We start from the raw sequence: 17852 nt of genomic DNA, 5'->3' as shown, positions 1-17852 counted from the left end.
GTGCAGGGTTTGCCTATCCGTGCATGGCTAGAACCCTGCAACGGATGCACAACCATGCAAGGGTCGCAGAACGCTGCCATTCTCAAACGTCGGCGGGCCACTCGACGACCCTGAACCGGCCACTCGACGGGAAGAGGCAGGTCTAGGCAACCAGCGATGGTTACGGGAGGGCAGCGTAGGCCACGGCGAGGGCGGCACCGAGCCGGGCGTTGCCGCGCACGAGCGCGATATTGGTTCGCAGTGACGCACCGTCGGTCAATTCCACGATCCGGCCCAGCAGGTAGGGCGTGATGTCCTTGCCGATGATGCCCCGCTCGGCGCAGTCCGCCAGCGCCCGGTCGATCACCGAGGCCATCTCCTCGGTCGGAATTTCGTCTTCGGCCGCAACGGGATTCGCGATCGCCACGCCGCCGGAGATGCCGAGCTCCCATTTCGTGTGCAGCAGCGCGGCCAGCTCGGCGGGCGTGTCCAGCCGCATCGGCACGCGGTGGCCGGAGATCCGTGAATAGAAGGACGGGAACTCACCGCTGCCATAGCCGACCACCGGCACACCGAGCGTCTCGAGCACCTCCAGGGTCCGGCCGATGTCGAGGATCGACTTCACTCCGGCGCTGATGACGGCGACATCGGTGACGCTCAGTTCGGTCACGTCGGCGCTGACGTCCATCGAGGACTCCGCTCCCCGGTGGACGCCGCCGAGTCCGCCGGTGACAAAGATCCGGATCCCCGCGAGCGCTGCCAACCGCATGGTGGCGGCGACCGTGGTGGCGCCGTGCCGACCGGTGGAGACGACATAAGGCAGGTCGCGGACGCTGACCTTGGTGACGTGCGGGTCCGTGGCGAGCAGCTCGAGTTCGTCGCGGCTCAATCCGATGCGCGGGATCCCGTCCAGGACGGCGATGGTCGCTGGCGTCGCCCCGCCGGCGCGAATGATCGCCTCGACCTCCAGCGCCATCGCCACATTGTCGGGATACGGCATCCCGTGACTGATGATGGTCGACTCCAGCGCCACGACCGGTCCGCCCGCGGCGAGCGCGACGGCCACCTCCTCGGCGATCGCGAGGCGGCTCACAGGCTCCCGCCGCTCGCGGCGACCAGCGCCTCCGACAGATCGGAGCGGACGACTTCCCCGCTCGCGACGGTGAGTGCCGAGACGATATGACCGTATGCCGCGGCCGCCGCCGGCGTGCTCCCGCGCAGCAGGGCGTGGATGAACCCCGCGGTCATCGCGTCGCCAGCCCCGGTCACATTGGTCACCGGGACGACCGGGGCAGCGAAGGCGAGCGACGAGACCTCGCCGGCCTCGTCGCGCCAGGACAGGGCGCTGCCGGAGCGGCCCAGCCGCACCCAGACATAGGTGACCCCGAGGTCGAGCAGGCGGGCGGCGGACTCACCGACGCGCGCATAGTTGACCGGCCCGCCGGTCAGGGCGACGAGTTCCTCGATATTTGGGGTGACCAGCCACGGCGGCTGGGCCACGAGCGCGGCCCGGAGCCGCTGCGCCTTCGGCACACTGACCGGCTCGGCGATGGTGCGCGCTCCGGCTCGGTGGGCGGCGGCCAGGATCCCCTCGGCCACCTCGGGCCGCAGGTTGCCGTCCACGAAGACGATGTCCTGGGCAGAGAGCCGGTCAGTTGCCGTGACGGTCTGGTCGAGCGTGATCTCCTCGGTCGCTGCCAGGTCCGAGATCGCGACCGAGAGTTCGCCATCAGGCGTCAGGATGGCGGAGTAGATGCCGGTTCCGTGGCCGGCCGCCACGACGTGCTCCATGTCGATGCCGGCATCGACGCAGCGGGCCCGCACGGCGATGCCGGCGGGGTCGTCGGCCAAAGCCGAGATGAGGCTGACCGGCGTGCCGAGGCGGGCGAGATTCTCGGCGAAATTGCGCGCTACGCCACCGGCCGCAGTCGTGATTCTGCCGGGGTTGGAGGTGCCCGGGATCGGGTCGTCGTGGCTGAGGCAGAGCACGTCGAGGATCGCTCCACCGACACTGAGGACGCGTGCGGACATGGGGCCCAACCTTATCCACCGACGAGCGTCGGGGACACGCCGCGCCAGCGGCGCCCAGGCCCGCGTGTCGCCGACTCTCGACCGGTGCGAGCTACCCCTGAGCCGGCTTCGCGGCCTTCTCGGCGGCCTTGATCTCGGCCCAGGCGGCCTCGACCTCCTCGGGCGTGCTCGCTGTGCCGTCGGCGAAGACATGCGGATGCCGGCGCACCAGCTTGGCGACCAGCCCGGTCGCGACATCGTCGATCGTGAAGGGGTCGGTGGGGTCCTCCTCGCCGACCCGCGCATGGAAGGCGACCTGCAGGAGCACATCGCCGAGCTCCTCGATCAGGTGCTTGCGATCCCCGGACGCGATCGCCTCGACCGTCTCGGCGGCCTCCTCGGTCAGATAGGGGGCGAGCGTCTCATGGGTCTGAGCAGCATCCCACGGGCAGCCTCCCGGGCTGCGCAACCGGTCCATGCAGGCGACGACGTCGAGCAGGGCCGAGCCGGGCACGTCGTACGAGCCGACGATCACCTCCACCGTGGGCGGGTCCTTAAGCACCGACACCTCGCCGGCGATGGCGTCAGTCAGGCCAGGGTCACCGTCGGCGCTGGTCAGCCAGACCACCGGGCGTTCGCGGGCCGCGTCGATGAGCAGCCGGGCCAACTGCGGGGGCGCGACCGCCACGCACTCCACGTCCACGCCGCAGCCGCGCATTGCCTCGACGACCGGCTCGGTGTCCTCCCGACCCAGCACCCGGGCCACCTCCACCGCCCGCCAGGCATCGCGGGTGAGCAGGCCGGGCGCGACCCGCACGCTGGTCAGCAGCAGGGTCAGGCCGGACGCAGGCACGATCAGGAGGTCGCCTTGAGCCAGTTCGGGGCCGAGTCGACGATGTCCGCCGTCTTGGCATCCCAGGTGCCATAGCGCGGGTTGATGACGATCTTCGACTTCAGCAACTCGGCACTGACCTCGGACAGGGCGGGCTGCCCCTGCATCTGCGAGGCCACATAGTTCGCGCGCAGCAACTCGATGGCCTCGGGCGAGGGGTCGCTCGTCTTGGCGAAGGCGGCCTTGGCGGCCTCGACGCTGAACGGCATACCGGCCTTCTCGCCTGCGGCGATGATCAGCGGCGCGCTGATCAGTGAGCGGACGGCTTCGGGGGTGCCGAAGGTGTCGGCATCGAAGTTGGCACGGATCTGCTCGGCCGCAACGCGCGCGGCGTTCTCGGAGATCACCCGATCACCGACCTTGGCCGCAACATCGCTCTGGCCGCAGCCGGTCAGCAGCACGGCGGCGCCGACCGCGACGGCAGCGGACGCGCGGACGCGAGCACGGCGGGAGGTGCTGATGGTCATCGGTTCCTTCTCTCGTTGCTGCGGGTCACCTGCGGCCCGGCGCTCTCCTGTGCCACCCGTCCCGACACGCCGATCTCGTCCAGCAAGACCGCGCGAATCAAGTCGCTCGCCCAGGCCAGCACCGCGAGGTCACGCAGGGGCTTGCCACCCACGCGAGCCGTCATCGGCTTCGGCACCAGCATCGTACGGATTCCATCTTTGTACAGCGACTTCGGGTAGAGACGCTGCAGGCGCAACTGCTGGCTATCGCGCAGCGTGACCGGCGCGAAGCGCACATTCGTGCCCTGAACGGCGATCTCGGCGACCCCAGCCTGCCGGGCGAGGATGCGCAGGCGCGCGACGGCCACCAGATTCGAGACCGGCTCGGGCAGCGGCCCATACCGGTCGACCAGCTCGGCGCTCACCTCGGCCAGTTCGGCCTCGGAGGTCACCGCGGCGAGCTTCTTGTAGGCCTCTAGCCGCAGCCGCTCCCCCGGGAGATAGGTGTGCGGCAAGTGGGCGTCGACGGGCAACTCGATGCTCAACTCGGTGACGGGCTCCTCCTGCTCGCCCCGGAAGGCGGAGACCGCCTCGCCGACGAGGCGGACATAGAGGTCGAAACCGACTCCGGCGATATGGCCGGACTGCTCGCCGCCGAGCAGATTGCCAGCGCCGCGGATCTCCAGGTCCTTCATCGCCACCTGCATGCCGGCGCCGAGGTCGGTGTTCGCGGCGATGGTCTGCAGCCGCTCGATCGCCGTCTCGGTCAGCGGGTTCTCGGGCGGATAGAGGAAATAGGCGTATGCCCGTTCGCGGCCCCGTCCGACCCGGCCGCGCAGCTGGTGCAGCTGCGCGAGGCCGAGTTGATCGGCGCGCTCGACGATCAGGGTGTTGGCATTGGAGATGTCCAGGCCGGTTTCGACGATGGTGGTGCACACGAGCACGTCGAACTCGCGCTCCCAGAAGTCGACGACGACCTTTTCGAGCCGGTGTTCGCCCATCTTGCCGTGGGCGGTGGCGATGCGCGCCTCGGGGATCAGCTCGCGCAGCCGGGCGGCGGCGCGCTCGATGGTCGAGACCTTGTTGTGGACATAGAAGACCTGGCCGTCGCGCAGCAACTCGCGCCGGATGGCCGCGGTGATCTGCTTCTCGTCATAACCGCCGACGAAGGTCAGGATCGGGTGCCGCTCCTCCGGTGGCGTTGCGAGAGTGGACATCTCGCGGATCCCGGTGACGGCCATCTCCAGCGTGCGCGGGATCGGCGTGGCCGACATCGAGAGCACGTCGACAGCGGTCCGCAGCGCCTTGAGTTGCTCCTTGTGCTCGACGCCGAAGCGTTGCTCCTCATCGACGACGACCAGGCCGAGATCCTTGAAGCGGACCTCCGAGCCGAGCAGCCGGTGGGTGCCGATAACCAGGTCGATGGAGCCGTCCGCAAGGCCGGCGAGAACCGCCCGCGCCTCGCGGTCGCTCTGGAAGCGGGAGAGGGCGTGCACGACGACGGGGAAGCCGGCATACCGCTCGCTGAAGGTGTTGAGGTGCTGCTGAACGAGCAAGGTCGTAGGCACCAAGACGGCGACCTGCTTGCCGTCCTGGATCGCCTTGAAGGCCGCGCGGACGGCGATCTCGGTCTTGCCGTAACCAACGTCGCCACAGATCAGCCGGTCCATCGGGACCGGACGTTCCATGTCGGCCTTGACCTCGTCGATCGAGGAGAGCTGGTCAGGGGTCTCGGCATAGGCGAAGGCGTCCTCGAGCTCCCGCTGCCAGGGCGTATCCGGGCCGAAGGCGTGGCCCGCCGTCGCCATCCGCGCGCTGTAGAGCCGGATCAACTCGGCCGCGATCTGCCGGACGTACTTGCGCGCCCGCTGCTTGGTCTGCTGCCAGTCCGAGCCGCCGAGGCGGTTGATGGTGGGTGCCTCGCCGCCGACATACCGGGTGACCTGGTCGAGCTGGTCGGTGGGCACGAAGAGACGATCGGCCGGCTGGCCCCGCTTGGACGAGGCGTATTCAATGACGAGATATTCGCGCGTCGCCCCCGCGACGGTCCGCTGCATCATCTCGACGAAGCGGCCGACACCATGCTGCTCGTGCACGACATAGTCGCCGGGGCGCAGTTGGAGCGGGTCGACCTGAGCGCGGCGCCGCGACGGCATCCGTCTCATGTCCTTGGTCGATCCGCCACCCGCAGCGGTGCCCATCAGGTCGGTCTCGGTGATCACCGCGATGGCGCCGTCGGTGAGCCGGAAGCCCGGCCCCACGCTGCCCGTGCTCACCGCAACGATGCCCACCTCCGGCACGGCCGACTGCCGGGTCGCGATCCCGCGCTCCCCCAGCACCTCACCGACGCGGCCCGCCAGGCCCGGTCCCTCCGTGACGATCTGGACCCGCCAGCCGTCGGCCACGAGGGCCGCGATGTCGGCGACCGCGTCCTCGGTCCGACCCCGGTATGCCGTGGCCTCCACCGCCTCGATCCGCGCGGTCGGCGTGTCCTCGGCCCCGAAGGCCGCGAGTTCGTCGTCGGCGTCGAAGCCGCCCAGGCTCCACCAGCCGGTGCCGGCGGCGAGCGCGTGGTCGCGCGCCTGCGGCAGGGTCCAGTAGGACGCCAGGCCGAGCACGCCCAGCAGGTCGATCGGCACGGCGTTGCCGGCGGCCGCATTGCTCCAGGACGCTTGCAGGAACTCCTCGCTCGTGGCGACCAGATCGTGCGCGCGGGCCCGGCAGCGCTCGGGATCGACGATGGCCACGGCCGCCCGCTCAGGGAGGATGTCGACGAGCGGCTGCATGCCTTCGACCAGCGCCGGGGCCAGCGACTCCATGCCCTCGACAGCGATGCCCTCGGCGACCTTCTCCAGCAGATCGCGCACGCCCGGCAACTGCGGGGCCAGGTCCGCGGCCCGAGCTCGGACCGCCTCCGTGAGCAGCACCTCGCGGCACGGCGGCGCCCACAGGCCGTGGCTGGCGATCTCCAGGCTGCGCTGGTCGGCCACCCTGAACCAGCGGATCTCCTCGACGGTGTCGCCCCAGAACTCCACGCGCAGCGGGTGCTCCTCGGTGGGCGGGAAGACGTCGAGAATGCCGCCGCGCACCGCGAACTCGCCGCGGCGTTCGACCAGGTCGGTGCGGGTATAGGCCGCGGCGGCGAGATCCTCGGCCACGAGTTCGAGCGCGCGGTTGTCGCCCGCGTGCAGGGCGACCGGCACCAACTCGCCCAGACCCACGGCGATCGGCTGCAGAAGCGCGCGCACCGAGCAGGTCAGCACACGGATCGGCCCCAACGCCGGGTCATCGGCCACCGGGTGCGCGAGCCGGCGCAGGACAGCCAGGCGGCGGCCGACCGTGTCGCTGCGCGGCGAGAGCCGCTCGTGCGGCAGCGTCTCCCAGCTCGGGAAGGTCGCGACCGTCTCGGCTGGCAGATAGCTCGCGAGCGCGGCGGCCAGGTCCTCGGCCTCGCGTGCCGTCGCGGTCACGGCCAAAACCACCGGCCGGTCGCTGGCGGCCAGCGCGAGCAGGGGCGCCCGGACGCCCCGGGGCAGGGCGACCTCGGCGCGCGGGTCGGTGCCGAGCGCGGCGAGCGCGGCGGCGACTGAGGCGTCACCGGCGAGCAGTGGGAGAAGGGGTGCCAGCGTCATACGGGCCCCGGCGCGTGAAACCGCTGTTGGGCGGCGAGCAGCCCCTCGCCGACAAGAAGCTCGACCGCGTCGCCGGCCTCGACCACGCTCACGGCGATCTCCGGCACCTCCTGGCGGTCGAAGTCGCGCAGGACAAAGTCGGCGGCGTCCATCCGCCCGGGTGGCCGGCCGATGCCGACGCGCACCCGGTAGTAGTCCTTAGTGCCGAGGCTCGCCGTGATCGACCGCAGGCCGTTGTGGCCGCCCTCCCCGCCCCCGCGCTTGAGGCGGATGCGGCCGAAGTCGATGTCAAGCTCGTCGTGGATGACCACGATGCGCTCGGCCGGGATCTTGTAGAAGCTCGCCAGGTCACGCACCGGCGGCCCCGAGACGTTCATGAACGAGGTGGGCACCGCCAGTACAGCCGGTATGCCGCCCGGCCCCGGCACGTGAATCCGCGCCGCGGACGCGCCCCCCTTGTGGCTGCCCAGGGTCACCCGGTGTCGTGTGGCGAGGTCGTCGATGACGTGGGCACCGACATTGTGACGATTGCGGGCATACCGCTGGCCGGGGTTGCCCAGCCCCACGATCAGCCACGGGTCCGATGCGCTCATCCCGGCAAGCCCCGGCCGAGGTCACCGGCGGCCGGCACGCCGGTACACCTCGATGAGTTGGTCGGTCGCCGCGTCCCAGTCGTAGTGGGCGCGGACCGCCTTGGCCAGTTCGCGACCGCCGTCCGCCCCACCCGCGGGGTCGGCGAGTTCGGCGGTGATGGCCTCGGTGAGGTCGTTCTGGGAGCCGTCCGAGAAGACCCGGTGCCCCCGCGCGGACGCGCCGACGACCTCGAGGTGCGGGGGGATGTCGCTGACCACCACGGGCCGCTCGTATGCCGCGGCCTCAAGCAGCGTGATCGGCAGGCCTTCCAGCGTGCTCGGCTGGACGAAGACCCCGGCCGAGGTCATCACCTGAGCGAGATCGGCGCCGAAGAGGTAGCCGGTCATCACCACGCGCGCGTCGGCCGCCGCGAGCTTCTTCAGTTCGCCGGTGTAGCCGCGGGTGTTCGCCGTGTCGCCGACGATCACCAGGCGCGCATCGCCGGGCACCTCGCGGAAGGCGCGAATCAGCAGATCGGGGCGCTTCTCGGGCACCAGGCGGCCGACAAACAGGACATAGCGGCCCGGTTCCAGCCCGAAGCGGGCAAGGGTCGCCCCCGGAGCCACCGGGGTCACGGTGGGCGCACCATTGGGGATGTAGACGGTTGCCCGGTGGTGGCGCTCGGAATAGACCCGGCCCAACTCCCGAGACACCACGACGACCTCGTCGGGGACCCGCGTCGAGACCCACCGGCCGGCTTGCAATAGGCGAGAGCCGAGCCCGCCCCACTTGGACCGCTCGTCATCGAGGCCGTGGATGGTCTGCACCACCCCGGCTCCCGTGAGGAACTTCGGGATGGGCGCGAACAGGCCCGGCCCGAGGGCGTGGAAGTGGACCACGTCGAAGCCGCGCCCGACGGTGCTGGCCGCGGCCAGGCCGCTGTGCACGAAGGCCTCCACGCCCTTGCCTTCCACCGTCGGCAGGTTGCGCAGGATCATCCCGCGGTACCGTCCAGGCCGGCGGCCCACGGGAGCGACGTAGTCGAACTCGGTGGGCAGGTCGAGGTCACCGGCATAGTTCGGCCGGCAGAAGACGCTCACCTCGTGACCGCGTTCGGCCAGCCGCCACCCCAACTCCTCGACGTGCTTCTCGATCCCGCCGAAGGTCGCCGGCAGGCCCCGCAGCCCGACCATTGCGATACGCATCTACACCCTCCTGGTGACGGCTTCCTCGTACACGCGCGCGATCCGCTCCGCGTGTTCCGCGGGCGCGTGTCGCCGCAGCGCCCGCTCGCGCGCGGATGCGCCGTGCCGGAGTGAATACTGCGGGTCGGACAGGTAGGGACGCAAGGCGAGAGCCAGTGCCGCCGGGTCCTCGGCCGGGACGAGATCCCCGTCGACACCCGGAGTGACCAAGTCCGTCAGCCCACCGAGCGCGCTGGCCACCACGGGCACCCCGCTGGCGAACGCTTCTAGGACCGACAACGGCTGGTTCTCATACCACCGCGACGGCACCGCGCTGACAGCAGCGGCGCGCAGCCGGGCGCGGACCTCGTCGGCGCTGACCCGGCCGTGGAAGCGCACCAGGCCCGGAGCGACCCGGGCCGCCCGCTCCTCCAGCTCGGCCCGGTCCGGCCCGTCGCCGACGACGTCGAGAACCGCCCCGGGAGTCTCGGCGGCGAGCACCGGCATCGCGTCGATGAGCACGTCGACGCCCTTCTCGTGCGAGAGCCGCCCGGCAAAGAGCACGCCCGTTCCCGGCTCGGTGCGCACCGGGACATCGGTGTCGGTGAAGTTGTCCAGGTGCAGCAACTTCTCCGGCGCGATCCCGGCAGCGGCCATCTGGTCACGCAGGAAGACGCTCGGACACAGGAAGGTCGAGACCGGACCGTATGCCCGCAGGGTCCGGTGCGCTCCGACCTCCAGTGCCGCGATGCCGCTGGCTGCCAGCGAGCCGTCCTTGCAGCGCCGCTTGAGAGCTTGGATCACGCCGCCGGTGACGCAGGCGGTGCAGATCTCGCCCTTGTCGAGGAATTGGTAGGTGGGGCAGGCCAGCTTGTAGTCGTGCAGGGTCATCACGACGGGCACCCCGGCCGCGGCGCACGCGCGCAGGATGGACGGCGAGAGCTGGTGGTAGATGTTGTGGCAGTGCACGACGTCGGGCCGGAAGTCGGCGATCACCTCGGCGATGCCCGAGGCCGCTGAGCGGGACCAGAGCATTCGCCCGACAAGCTCGACCCGCTTGCTCAACGCCTCGGGAGCGGGCTCGAAGTCGACCCGCGAGGGGAAGTGATCGGCATACCGCATCGGCAGGTTCTCGGGATAGGACATCCCGAAGTACTCCACGTGATGTCCCTGGGCTCGCTGGAGGTCCGCGAGATCGAGCAGATAGCCCTCGGCCCCGCCGCGGCGATAGAGAAACTTGTTGACTTGCAGGATGCGCACGCGGACGCCTCGCCCCTAGGTGCGCACGATGCGCATCGAGCGCGCCGCGCGATCTGCCGAAGAGTCGGCCTCGGCGTCGAGGCGGCGCCGGCGCAGGTAGGCGCCGCTGGACAACGCAATGACGGACACGGCATACATCATGACGACGACCTGCGACATCAAGTTCGCGACCACGCTGAGGATCGCGACCGCGACCGCAACGACGAAGCCGGCCTCGGTGATCGCGCGCGGGATGCCGGTCAAGCGGCGCCGCGCAGCATCGGCCGCGGCCCGCCAGCTGGTCCAGAGCATGAGCACCAGCACCAGCACATACGAGAGCAGGCCGGGGATGCCCAACTCCACATAGGCGCGGATGACGTCATTGTGGGGTTGCTTGCCCTCGGCGGTCGTCTGGGCAACGCTGCGCAGGCCGACGCCCGCGATGGGGCTGGGCTTGGCGACATCGAGGGACTCGCCCCAGTAGGCCCAGCGCCAAGCCAGCGAGTTGGCCGGCTTACCGCTCAGCTGTGCCGACGTCGCCAGGTCGGCGAAGCGGTTCTGGACCATCGGGGTGCCCGCGACCAGGATCGCCAGCGCAGCGCAGACAGCCAGGGCCGCCCCGGCCCGCCGGCGCCACAGCAGGATCACCACACCGAAGGCGGCGACCAGCCAGGCGCTGCGGGTGTAGGTCAAGCCGAGGACGATCACGGCGAGGAGACCGACGCAGAGCACCCCCGCCCGCGTCGCGCCGCGCGTATAGGGGACCAGTGCGGTCATCAGCAACAGGACGACGACGCTGAAATAGGCCAGCGGGTTGCTGTGATCGAAGGTGCCGGTGATCCGGGAGAAGCCACCGGCGATGAACAGGCCCTGGCCCGAGGTGAGCTGGGAGAAGGCGACGGTGGCGGGGACGACGATCCCGAGACCGATCGCGGCGGTGAAGGGCCCCAGCTTGCTGCCGCGGGCGGCGAACTGCTCGACGACGAGGAAGACCACGACAATGGTGGCGATACGCGACCATTCGGTCAGGCTGGCCTTCATATTGGCCGACGTGATCACGCCCATGAAGGCGACGATGACGAACACCAGGTAGGCGATGCCCAGGCCCGAGCTCGGATAGCGGCTCCCGAGGCGCGCCTTGCGCAGCAGCAACCACACCGTGCCGAAGCCCAGCAGCATCAGACCGAGTGCCGTATGCGGCGCGTTGACCCCGATCGCGTCCATGGACGCCCGGGTGAGCAAGGCGATGAGCACGAAGGTCTCGAGGTCGTAGAGCGCGACGATGAGCAGGGTGATCCCGACGATCGCCGCGAGCGGCAAGGCGGCCACGAGGTGGCTCGAGCCGTCGGCGATCGCGACGGTCGTGTAGACGGTCAGCGCGATGCCCAGCAGCGCCGTCCCGAGGGTCGCCAGGTCGAAGCGCCGCCTCGGGCTCGGCTCGGGTGCCACCGGTGCGGGCGGCGCGGCCTTGCTCAGATCGACCGTGTCCACGTGGTTGTCCTCCTGCCCGGCGACGGCGGGCGTTTGCATATTCGGTGCTTGATGGGATTCCTGCGCCGGGCCGACGACCCGGCGGCCGGCGGTGCTGCCCCGGCGGAACGCCAGGAAACCGACGAGCCCGGAAACGACCAGCCCCACGAAGGCGCCCACTCCGGACGCGAGGCCTGTCGGAGAAGCGGGCAACACCTGCGTCACCGCGATGGCGGACGCGCCGCCGGACAGGCCGCACACCAGACTACCGGCAATCGGCACCAGCAATGGCAGCCGCTCCAGCCCGGGCACCGCGCGCATCAGCCACCACGCGTGGCCGACATTGACGTACTGCGAAGCGCTGTAGGCGATCGGGAAGAGATAGATCGCCCTGGCACCGTCGCCCATGGCGACATCGAGGATGAAGAGCAAGCCGACATTGGCGACGATGCCGTAGACGGTGTTGCGCAGCGGCGTGCGCGTATCGCGCATGGCATAGAACGGCGCCAAAAGGGCGCGCTGGAGGCCGGAACCGGCGAAGCTGAGGGAATACAGGGCCATCAAGGTCCCGAGCGTGACGATCTGCTCGTGCTTGAACTTCGGCACCAGCCCGAAGACGGCCTGCGTCAGACCGGGGGCAAGCGTCACCCCGAGGATCGTCATCGGCACGGCGAGGAAGAGCATCAGGCGCAGGCCGAGCCGCGTCATGCTGCGGAAGGCGGGGGTGTCGCCGCGGGTGAAGGCCCGCGAGATGCGCGGGAGCACGGTGACCATGATCGAGCGGAAGATGATGGTGCCACCGACCGCGCTGGCGAGACGGTTGCCGTAGTGCAACAAGGTGGTGCTTCCCTGCGGCAGGGCGCTGGCGATGAACACCTCGACGATTCGCACGATGGGGTTCATGGCGGCACCGACGGTGGGCCGGCTGAACAGACGCAGGGTGCGTCGGACCTCCGGGTGGCCGAACGCGGGAGCTGCGGGCCGCCAGCCCTTGACGAAGGAGGCGATCGCCATGGCGAGGACCTGAACGAGGGATCCCGCGACATAGGCCGCCGGCACCACCCAGTTCGAGCGTGGCCCGAGCAGGATCACGGCAACCGAGACCACATTCAGCACGAGTGTCATCGCGGCGGGGAAACCGATGACCAACTTCGCGTTCAGCCAGCACCGCAGGACCTCGGCGACGATGACGCACGGGACATACCAGGCCAGGATGCGGGTCATCGAGGCCGCGAGGTCGAGCTTGCCGGGCTCGTCGGCGAAACCGGGCGCCATCGCGGCCATCAGGGGGTAGGCGAAGAACGAGAAGATCAGCGCCAGCACGATCGACAGGCCGAGGCAGGCGAGCATGACCGCGCTCACCGCCCGGGCGCGCTCTCGCTCGCCCATCGTGGTCAGCCAGGCGCCGAAGGTCGGCACGAGCACCTGATTGGCGACGACCATCGCGATGGCAGTGATGGCCAGCGGCAGCCGCAGCGCCAAGGTGAAGGCATCCGACTCATAGCCGATGCCGAACACCGACCCCCACGCCAGGTCGAGCACCAACCCCGAGAGCACGCCGACGAGCGCGACCACGGAGGTGATCCCCGACTGCCGGACAACGGCCTTGGGGGACTTCTCGAGCCGCGCCTCCGCCGGGTCCACCCGCGATTCGGTCATCGACTCACCGCGCGTCGACGCCGGCGGCGGCCGCGTCGAGCCGGGCGCCGAGGTCGTCGCACAGGGCTCGGACCCGCGGGTCGAGATCCAGGGGTGCCTTATTGCCCCGAGCCGCGGCCCGGGAGTCGACGTGGGCGCTGACCGCGTCGCGATAGGGCAGGCCGAGGAAGTCGCAGACTCGGGTGAGGCGATCGGCCGGGTCGGTCACGACCTGCTCGTAGCTGACGGGCATGACATCGGCACGCGCATCCAACCCCGTGGTGAAGTAGAGGGAGTTGCGGGCCCACCAGAACAACGCCGCGCCCGAGTTCGCGTCCAGCGCGGCGGGGTCGCAGGAGCGGATCGCCTCCAACACCTCCGGGGTCATCCGGCCGGTCTGCCAGCTGCCATCCACGCCGGTGGCGGCGATGCGCGCCATCACCTGCTGGTTGACGTTGCCGAACTTGGTGACCGCCGACCGCACCCGGTCATCGACACCGCGGAAGGCCCACAGCGCACGGGCCGGATTCGGGGCATCGACGAAGGCGTCCAGCAGCAGGTCGGTGTCGTGACTGTCGCAGATCGGCTTGAACAGCACGACCTGATGCTTGCTGCGGGCCACCGTCTCGGCAACCACCGCGTGCGAGCGGAGTTGGAACCGGTCGAAGACCTGCTTGTCGTTCTCGTTGTGCACCTCGACCTCAGGCATGGCGTCGAGGCCGTGCGTGAGCATATTCGTGCCCGAGCGCTGGACGCCCACCACGAAGGCCGCGCGCGCGTGACCCGGCGTGACCGCGTGCTCGCGGCGCCATTTGCGGCGGGCCAGGGCGGCGGACGCGCGCGCCCGCGGGTCGAGGTTGTCCTCCTCGATCAGCCGCCCGATGCCGCCTTCGCGGGCCCAGGCGACGTGGCGGCCTAGGCGCGCGCGGGCGCGGCCCGCGGCCGATCGGTTCTCGGGGAGTTCGGCAGGCATACGTCAGGTCTCTTCTTGTGTCGGTCGGAGCGCGGCAGCGCCGGTCGGCGTCCCCGTCGTGGGGTTCGCCGACCGGCGCTGGTCGAACTTAGTGCCCGGGCATGGGGGTCACCGCAGGGTCAGAAACCCAGGCGGATGACGCGGTTGCCCCACGTGTCGGACATGTACAGCTCGCCGGAGGCGTCGAAGACGACCTGGAAGGGGCCGACGAAGTCGGAGGTCCCGGCACTGGCGCCGGTCACCTCGTAGCTCATCGTGCCGCTGGTCGACATCCGCACCAACCGCTGACGTCCGGTGTCGGCGACCCAGATGTAGCCGTCGGGAGCCACGGTGACGCCCCACGGCACGGCGAAGGGCCGCGTCGACCCGGCCGGCTTGGTGATCGGCGTGCCCCAAGTGCCCGTCGACGGCTTATAGCTGACGATCCGGTTGTTCTTGGTGTCGGCGATCCAGATGGTCCCGTCGGCGGCAGTGTCGACGCCGGTCGGCATCTGCAACTGGCCGGTGCCGGTGCCGGTGGTGCCGTAGGACGTGATGTAGGTCAGCGAGTCGCTGTTGACCTTGAAGCGCTCGATCCGGCCGTTGCCCGAGTCGGCGACCAGCAAGGTGCCGTCCTCGTCGAAGGTCAGACCTTGCGGGAAGGTGAAGTCGCCCGGTGCCGAGCTGCGCTTGCCCCACGCCCACAACTGGGTGCCGTTGTTGCTGAACACCTTGATCTCGTGGCTCTCTCGGTTGGCCACGAAGACGTTATTGGTGCCCGGCTGGACAGCCACGCCCCACTGGAAGTTGAGGCTGCCGACCTCGCCGCGGATACCGCGCTTGCCCCAGGTGAAGAAGTTGCCGCCGCTGAGGTCGGTGCGGATGATCCGCTGGTTCCACCAGTCGCTGGCGAAGATGTGCCCGAGGCTGTCGAGCGCCAGGCCGCGCGGGCTGTTGGCGCCGGTGTTCTTGGCCGCATTGCCGAACAACTGGCGCACCTTGGTGGCGCCAGACGTGGTGTAGGTGTACTCCTTCAGGGCGAAGTCCCACTCGTCCGCGATGATCAGCTTCTTGTCCGCGGTGACCTCGATGCCGCGGGGGTCGGTGAAGACGCCGGTCCCGCCGATCTGGAAGAGGTAGGCGCCCGTCGTGCCCGAGAAGGCCTGAATGCGGCGGTTGCCGTCGTCGGTGACGAAGACGACCGAGCCGTCCGGGGTGACCGTGATGCCGCGGGGGTCGCCCATGAACTGGCCGTTGCCGGTGCCGACGCTGCCGAAGCGGCGCAGCTCGGTGAGGTTCTTGTTGTAGACGACGACCTGCTTGTTGCGGGCGTTGACGACGTAGACGTCACCATTGGTCTTGTTGACCTCGATCTGGCGCGGCTGGTTCAAGGTGGGGTCCACCTTGGTAGCGAGCCAGGTGCCCGAGGTCGTGAACTTCTGGATCCGGTTGGCATCGATGGTGTAGATGACCTCGGCGCTGGCGCCGCCGGCCCCGATGCCGGGGCCGTCCGCGATGCCGTAGATGGCCGTGAACTGGCCGTTGCCGGTGCCCTTGGAGCCGAAGGTCTTGGGGTTCTTCAGCGTGCTGTCGTACTTGACGATGCGGTTGTTGGGCGTGTCGGCGACCCAGACATTGCCGCTGCTGTCGGCCGCGAGGGCACGGGCCGCGGCGAGTTCATCGGTTCCGGACCCGCGCGTGCCGCCGGCCTGGTAGTCGATGGCCGAGGTGGCCCGGTTGACGCCGAAGATGCTGTAGCGGCCCGGGTCGACCACGTAGTAGTGGGTCGGGGTGCTGGTGACGTCCACGGGGTACATGTCCGCCGGCGCGTAGCCGTAGAGCGTGCTCTTGTACTGCGGCCCGGTGCCGGGCGGCGGGGTGTTCTTCAGGGTGTACTTGAGGATCCGGTCGTTGCCGGTGTCGGAGACGAAGACCGTGCCACCCGAGACGCTGACCGTGCTCGGCGCCTTCAAGCTCTTGCCGTCGAAGGAGGTGATGGTGTTGGTGATCGTCCCGGCCGAGTTGATGATCTGGACGCGGTTGTTGACCGTGTCGGCGACCCACACATCGCCGTTGACGTCGACCGCGGCGCTCTCCGGCCCAGACAGGCCCGGGGCGATGGCGCGGGTCGCGGCGAAGCCGGCCGACTTGGAGTAGCTCAGCTCGATGAGGCGGTTGTTGCCAGTGTCGGCGACCATGATCTGGCCCGTGGCCTGGTCGACGCTGACACCGCGCGGCTGCTTGAGGCCGCCACCGGTGTAGGAGGCGATCTGAGTGCGCGAGGCCACATCCCAGACGACGATCCGGTTGTTCAGGGTGTCGGCGACGAAGGCGAGCCGGTCACTGTTGCGGATGCCGATGGCATACGGCCAGTAGAACTGCCCGGTGCCGCTGCCCTTGTCACCGAGGCGGATCTTCTGGTCGCTGCAGCGCGCCGGGAAGATCTGCAGGCGCGACTGCTTGGTGTCGGCGATCCAGCGGTCGCCGGTGGCCGGGTCGACAGCCAGCCCGCGGGGCCAGTTCAGCGAGACGGGGCGCGAATCGCGCTCACCGCAGGAGTCGACGATGGCGCCGTCGGGGGTCATCTGGACAATCCGCTGGTTGACGGTGTCCATGACATTGAGATTGCCCGTCGGGCCGACGGCGACGGCGCGAGGCTCGTTAAAGGCAGCGGTCGACGTCAGGGGCGGCGGGGTGCCACCGATGGTCTGGGCGTAGGAGAAGCCGGTGCTCGTGCGGGCGAAGCGCACCAGGCGCCAGCCCCACAGGTCGGCACCCCAGACGTCGCCGTTGCTGGCGACGGCGACCCGGCGCAAGGTGGTGAAGCTGCCGGTCTGGCTGTAGGTGCCGGTGGTGCCAAAGGAGGTGCGGTAGGAGCCGGAGGTAGAGAAGATCTGGATCCGGTTGTTGTTGGAGTCGGCGACATAGACGCTCTCGCCCCAGACCGGGTCATTGGCCACGCGCACGCCGTAGGGGTTCTTGAACTGACCCGGCGCGCTCCCCTGGGTCCCCCAGGTGCCCAGACAAGTGCCCGAGGAGGAGAACTTCAGGATGTTGTTGTTGGTGTAGTTGGCGACATAAATATTGCCCGCGCTGTCGGCGTCCGCGTCCCGGACCGCAGCCAGACTGCACGAACCGCTCTCGCCGATGGCGGACTGCTGCACGCCAGAGGTATCGAAGATGCGGATCTTGCGCTTGAGCGCGTCAGCGACGTAGATCTTGCCGTCCTTGTAGGTCAGGCCGATCGGGGAGCCGATCTTGTCCGTGGACGGACCCGTCCAGGTGCCGAGCGTGGCACCGGTGCTGCCCGAGAGCTTGATGACCCGGCTCAACGCCGCATCGCCGACATACACGTCGCCGCTGCTGTCGATCGCGATGTCGCGAGCGTTCTCGGCCTCGTCACCGTCGGTGGTGCCACCCGAGACCCGCCAGATCAGGGTGCCGGAGGCGGAGAACTTCGCAATCGAGTCGTTACCGGTGTCGGCGACCACGAGGGTGCCGTCCGGACCGACCTCCAAACCGGAGGCATAGACCGTGGCGTGGCCGGGGCCACCCAGCACGGTCGGCGTGGGCAGCGTCGCCGCCTGCGCCATGGGCGCGGTCGCAGCGAGCACACCCCCTGCACCGACCACACCAGCGGTAGCACCGGCGAGGAACCGCCGGCGCGCGCGCGAAATCGTCATGGACGTCTTTCCACCCTTCGAAAATCAAGCATTGGCCGCCGTCGATGATGACATACCCCGCTGACGACGTGGAATTACGGGGATCGCACCCCGCGCGCTACCATAGCGTGGGGGCTTCCGCAAGCGGAACGACGGCGGTCAGTTGGCGCCAGCC

The 17852-nt window shown here is 69.6% G+C and carries 11 protein-coding genes; all 11 read right to left on the bottom strand.

The features are described 5' to 3' along the window. Positions 1-160: 160 nt before the first annotated feature. Complete coding sequence (locus tag ABD209_RS18400) at positions 161-1072, bottom strand: pseudouridine-5'-phosphate glycosidase (protein ID WP_344069155.1); 912 nt, start codon at positions 1070-1072, stop codon at positions 161-163. Beyond that, positions 1069-2010, bottom strand: a complete 942-nt coding sequence (locus ABD209_RS18395; RefSeq protein ID WP_344069152.1) for a carbohydrate kinase family protein — start codon at positions 2008-2010, stop codon at positions 1069-1071. The genes ABD209_RS18400 and ABD209_RS18395 overlap by 4 nt, the downstream gene beginning before the upstream one ends. Positions 2011-2101: 91 nt before the next feature. Then, entirely contained in the window at positions 2102-2842 is a 741-nt protein-coding gene (locus ABD209_RS18390; protein ID WP_344069150.1) for a MazG nucleotide pyrophosphohydrolase domain-containing protein, read from the bottom strand. 2 nt (positions 2843-2844) lie between these two features. Then, complete coding sequence (locus tag ABD209_RS18385; RefSeq protein WP_344069147.1) at positions 2845-3348, bottom strand: SurA N-terminal domain-containing protein; 504 nt, start codon at positions 3346-3348, stop codon at positions 2845-2847. Beyond that, on the bottom strand, positions 3345-6959 hold the full coding sequence (gene mfd, locus ABD209_RS18380; protein WP_344069144.1) for a transcription-repair coupling factor: 3615 nt from the start codon (positions 6957-6959) through the stop codon (positions 3345-3347). Before mfd ends, ABD209_RS18385 begins: the two co-directional genes overlap by 4 nt. Continuing rightward, positions 6956-7552, bottom strand: coding sequence for an aminoacyl-tRNA hydrolase (gene pth, locus ABD209_RS18375; RefSeq protein ID WP_344069141.1), 597 nt, complete (start codon positions 7550-7552; stop codon positions 6956-6958). Before pth ends, mfd begins: the two co-directional genes overlap by 4 nt. 21 nt (positions 7553-7573) lie before the next feature. Next, entirely contained in the window at positions 7574-8737 is a 1164-nt protein-coding gene (locus ABD209_RS18370; RefSeq protein WP_344069138.1) for a glycosyltransferase family 4 protein, read from the bottom strand. After that, complete coding sequence (locus ABD209_RS18365; RefSeq protein ID WP_344069135.1) at positions 8738-9976, bottom strand: glycosyltransferase family 4 protein; 1239 nt, start codon at positions 9974-9976, stop codon at positions 8738-8740. A 15-nt stretch (positions 9977-9991) separates the two neighbouring features. Continuing rightward, on the bottom strand, positions 9992-13084 hold the full coding sequence (locus tag ABD209_RS18360) for a lipid II flippase MurJ (RefSeq protein ID WP_344069132.1): 3093 nt from the start codon (positions 13082-13084) through the stop codon (positions 9992-9994). Positions 13085-13088: 4 nt separating this feature from the next. Beyond that, complete coding sequence (locus ABD209_RS18355; RefSeq protein ID WP_344069129.1) at positions 13089-14036, bottom strand: sulfotransferase domain-containing protein; 948 nt, start codon at positions 14034-14036, stop codon at positions 13089-13091. A gap of 119 nt (positions 14037-14155) precedes the next feature. Continuing rightward, entirely contained in the window at positions 14156-17698 is a 3543-nt protein-coding gene (locus ABD209_RS18350; protein ID WP_344069126.1) for an NHL repeat-containing protein, read from the bottom strand. Between the last annotated feature and the right edge of the window lie 154 nt (positions 17699-17852).

It is taken from the genome of Nostocoides vanveenii, assembly GCF_039531165.1.
Classification (GTDB): domain Bacteria; phylum Actinomycetota; class Actinomycetes; order Actinomycetales; family Dermatophilaceae; genus Nostocoides_A; species Nostocoides_A vanveenii.
This window is presented reverse-complemented; position numbering and strand designations above follow the sequence as displayed.

Excerpts from the sequence above, each read along its gene's own strand:
- ABD209_RS18395 (WP_344069152.1), bottom strand. The coding sequence starts at position 2,010 with ATGTCCGCACGCGTCCTCAGTGTCGGTGGAGCGATCCTCGACGTGCTC.
- ABD209_RS18385 (WP_344069147.1), bottom strand. The coding sequence starts at position 3,348 with ATGACCATCAGCACCTCCCGCCGTGCTCGCGTCCGCGCGTCCGCTGCC.
- mfd (WP_344069144.1), bottom strand. The coding sequence starts at position 6,959 with ATGACGCTGGCACCCCTTCTCCCACTGCTCGCCGGTGACGCCTCAGTC.
- pth (WP_344069141.1), bottom strand. The coding sequence starts at position 7,552 with ATGAGCGCATCGGACCCGTGGCTGATCGTGGGGCTGGGCAACCCCGGC.
- ABD209_RS18370 (WP_344069138.1), bottom strand. The coding sequence starts at position 8,737 with ATGCGTATCGCAATGGTCGGGCTGCGGGGCCTGCCGGCGACCTTCGGC.
- ABD209_RS18360 (WP_344069132.1), bottom strand. The coding sequence starts at position 13,084 with ATGACCGAATCGCGGGTGGACCCGGCGGAGGCGCGGCTCGAGAAGTCC.
- ABD209_RS18355 (WP_344069129.1), bottom strand. The coding sequence starts at position 14,036 with ATGCCTGCCGAACTCCCCGAGAACCGATCGGCCGCGGGCCGCGCCCGC.
- ABD209_RS18350 (WP_344069126.1), bottom strand. The coding sequence starts at position 17,698 with ATGACGATTTCGCGCGCGCGCCGGCGGTTCCTCGCCGGTGCTACCGCT.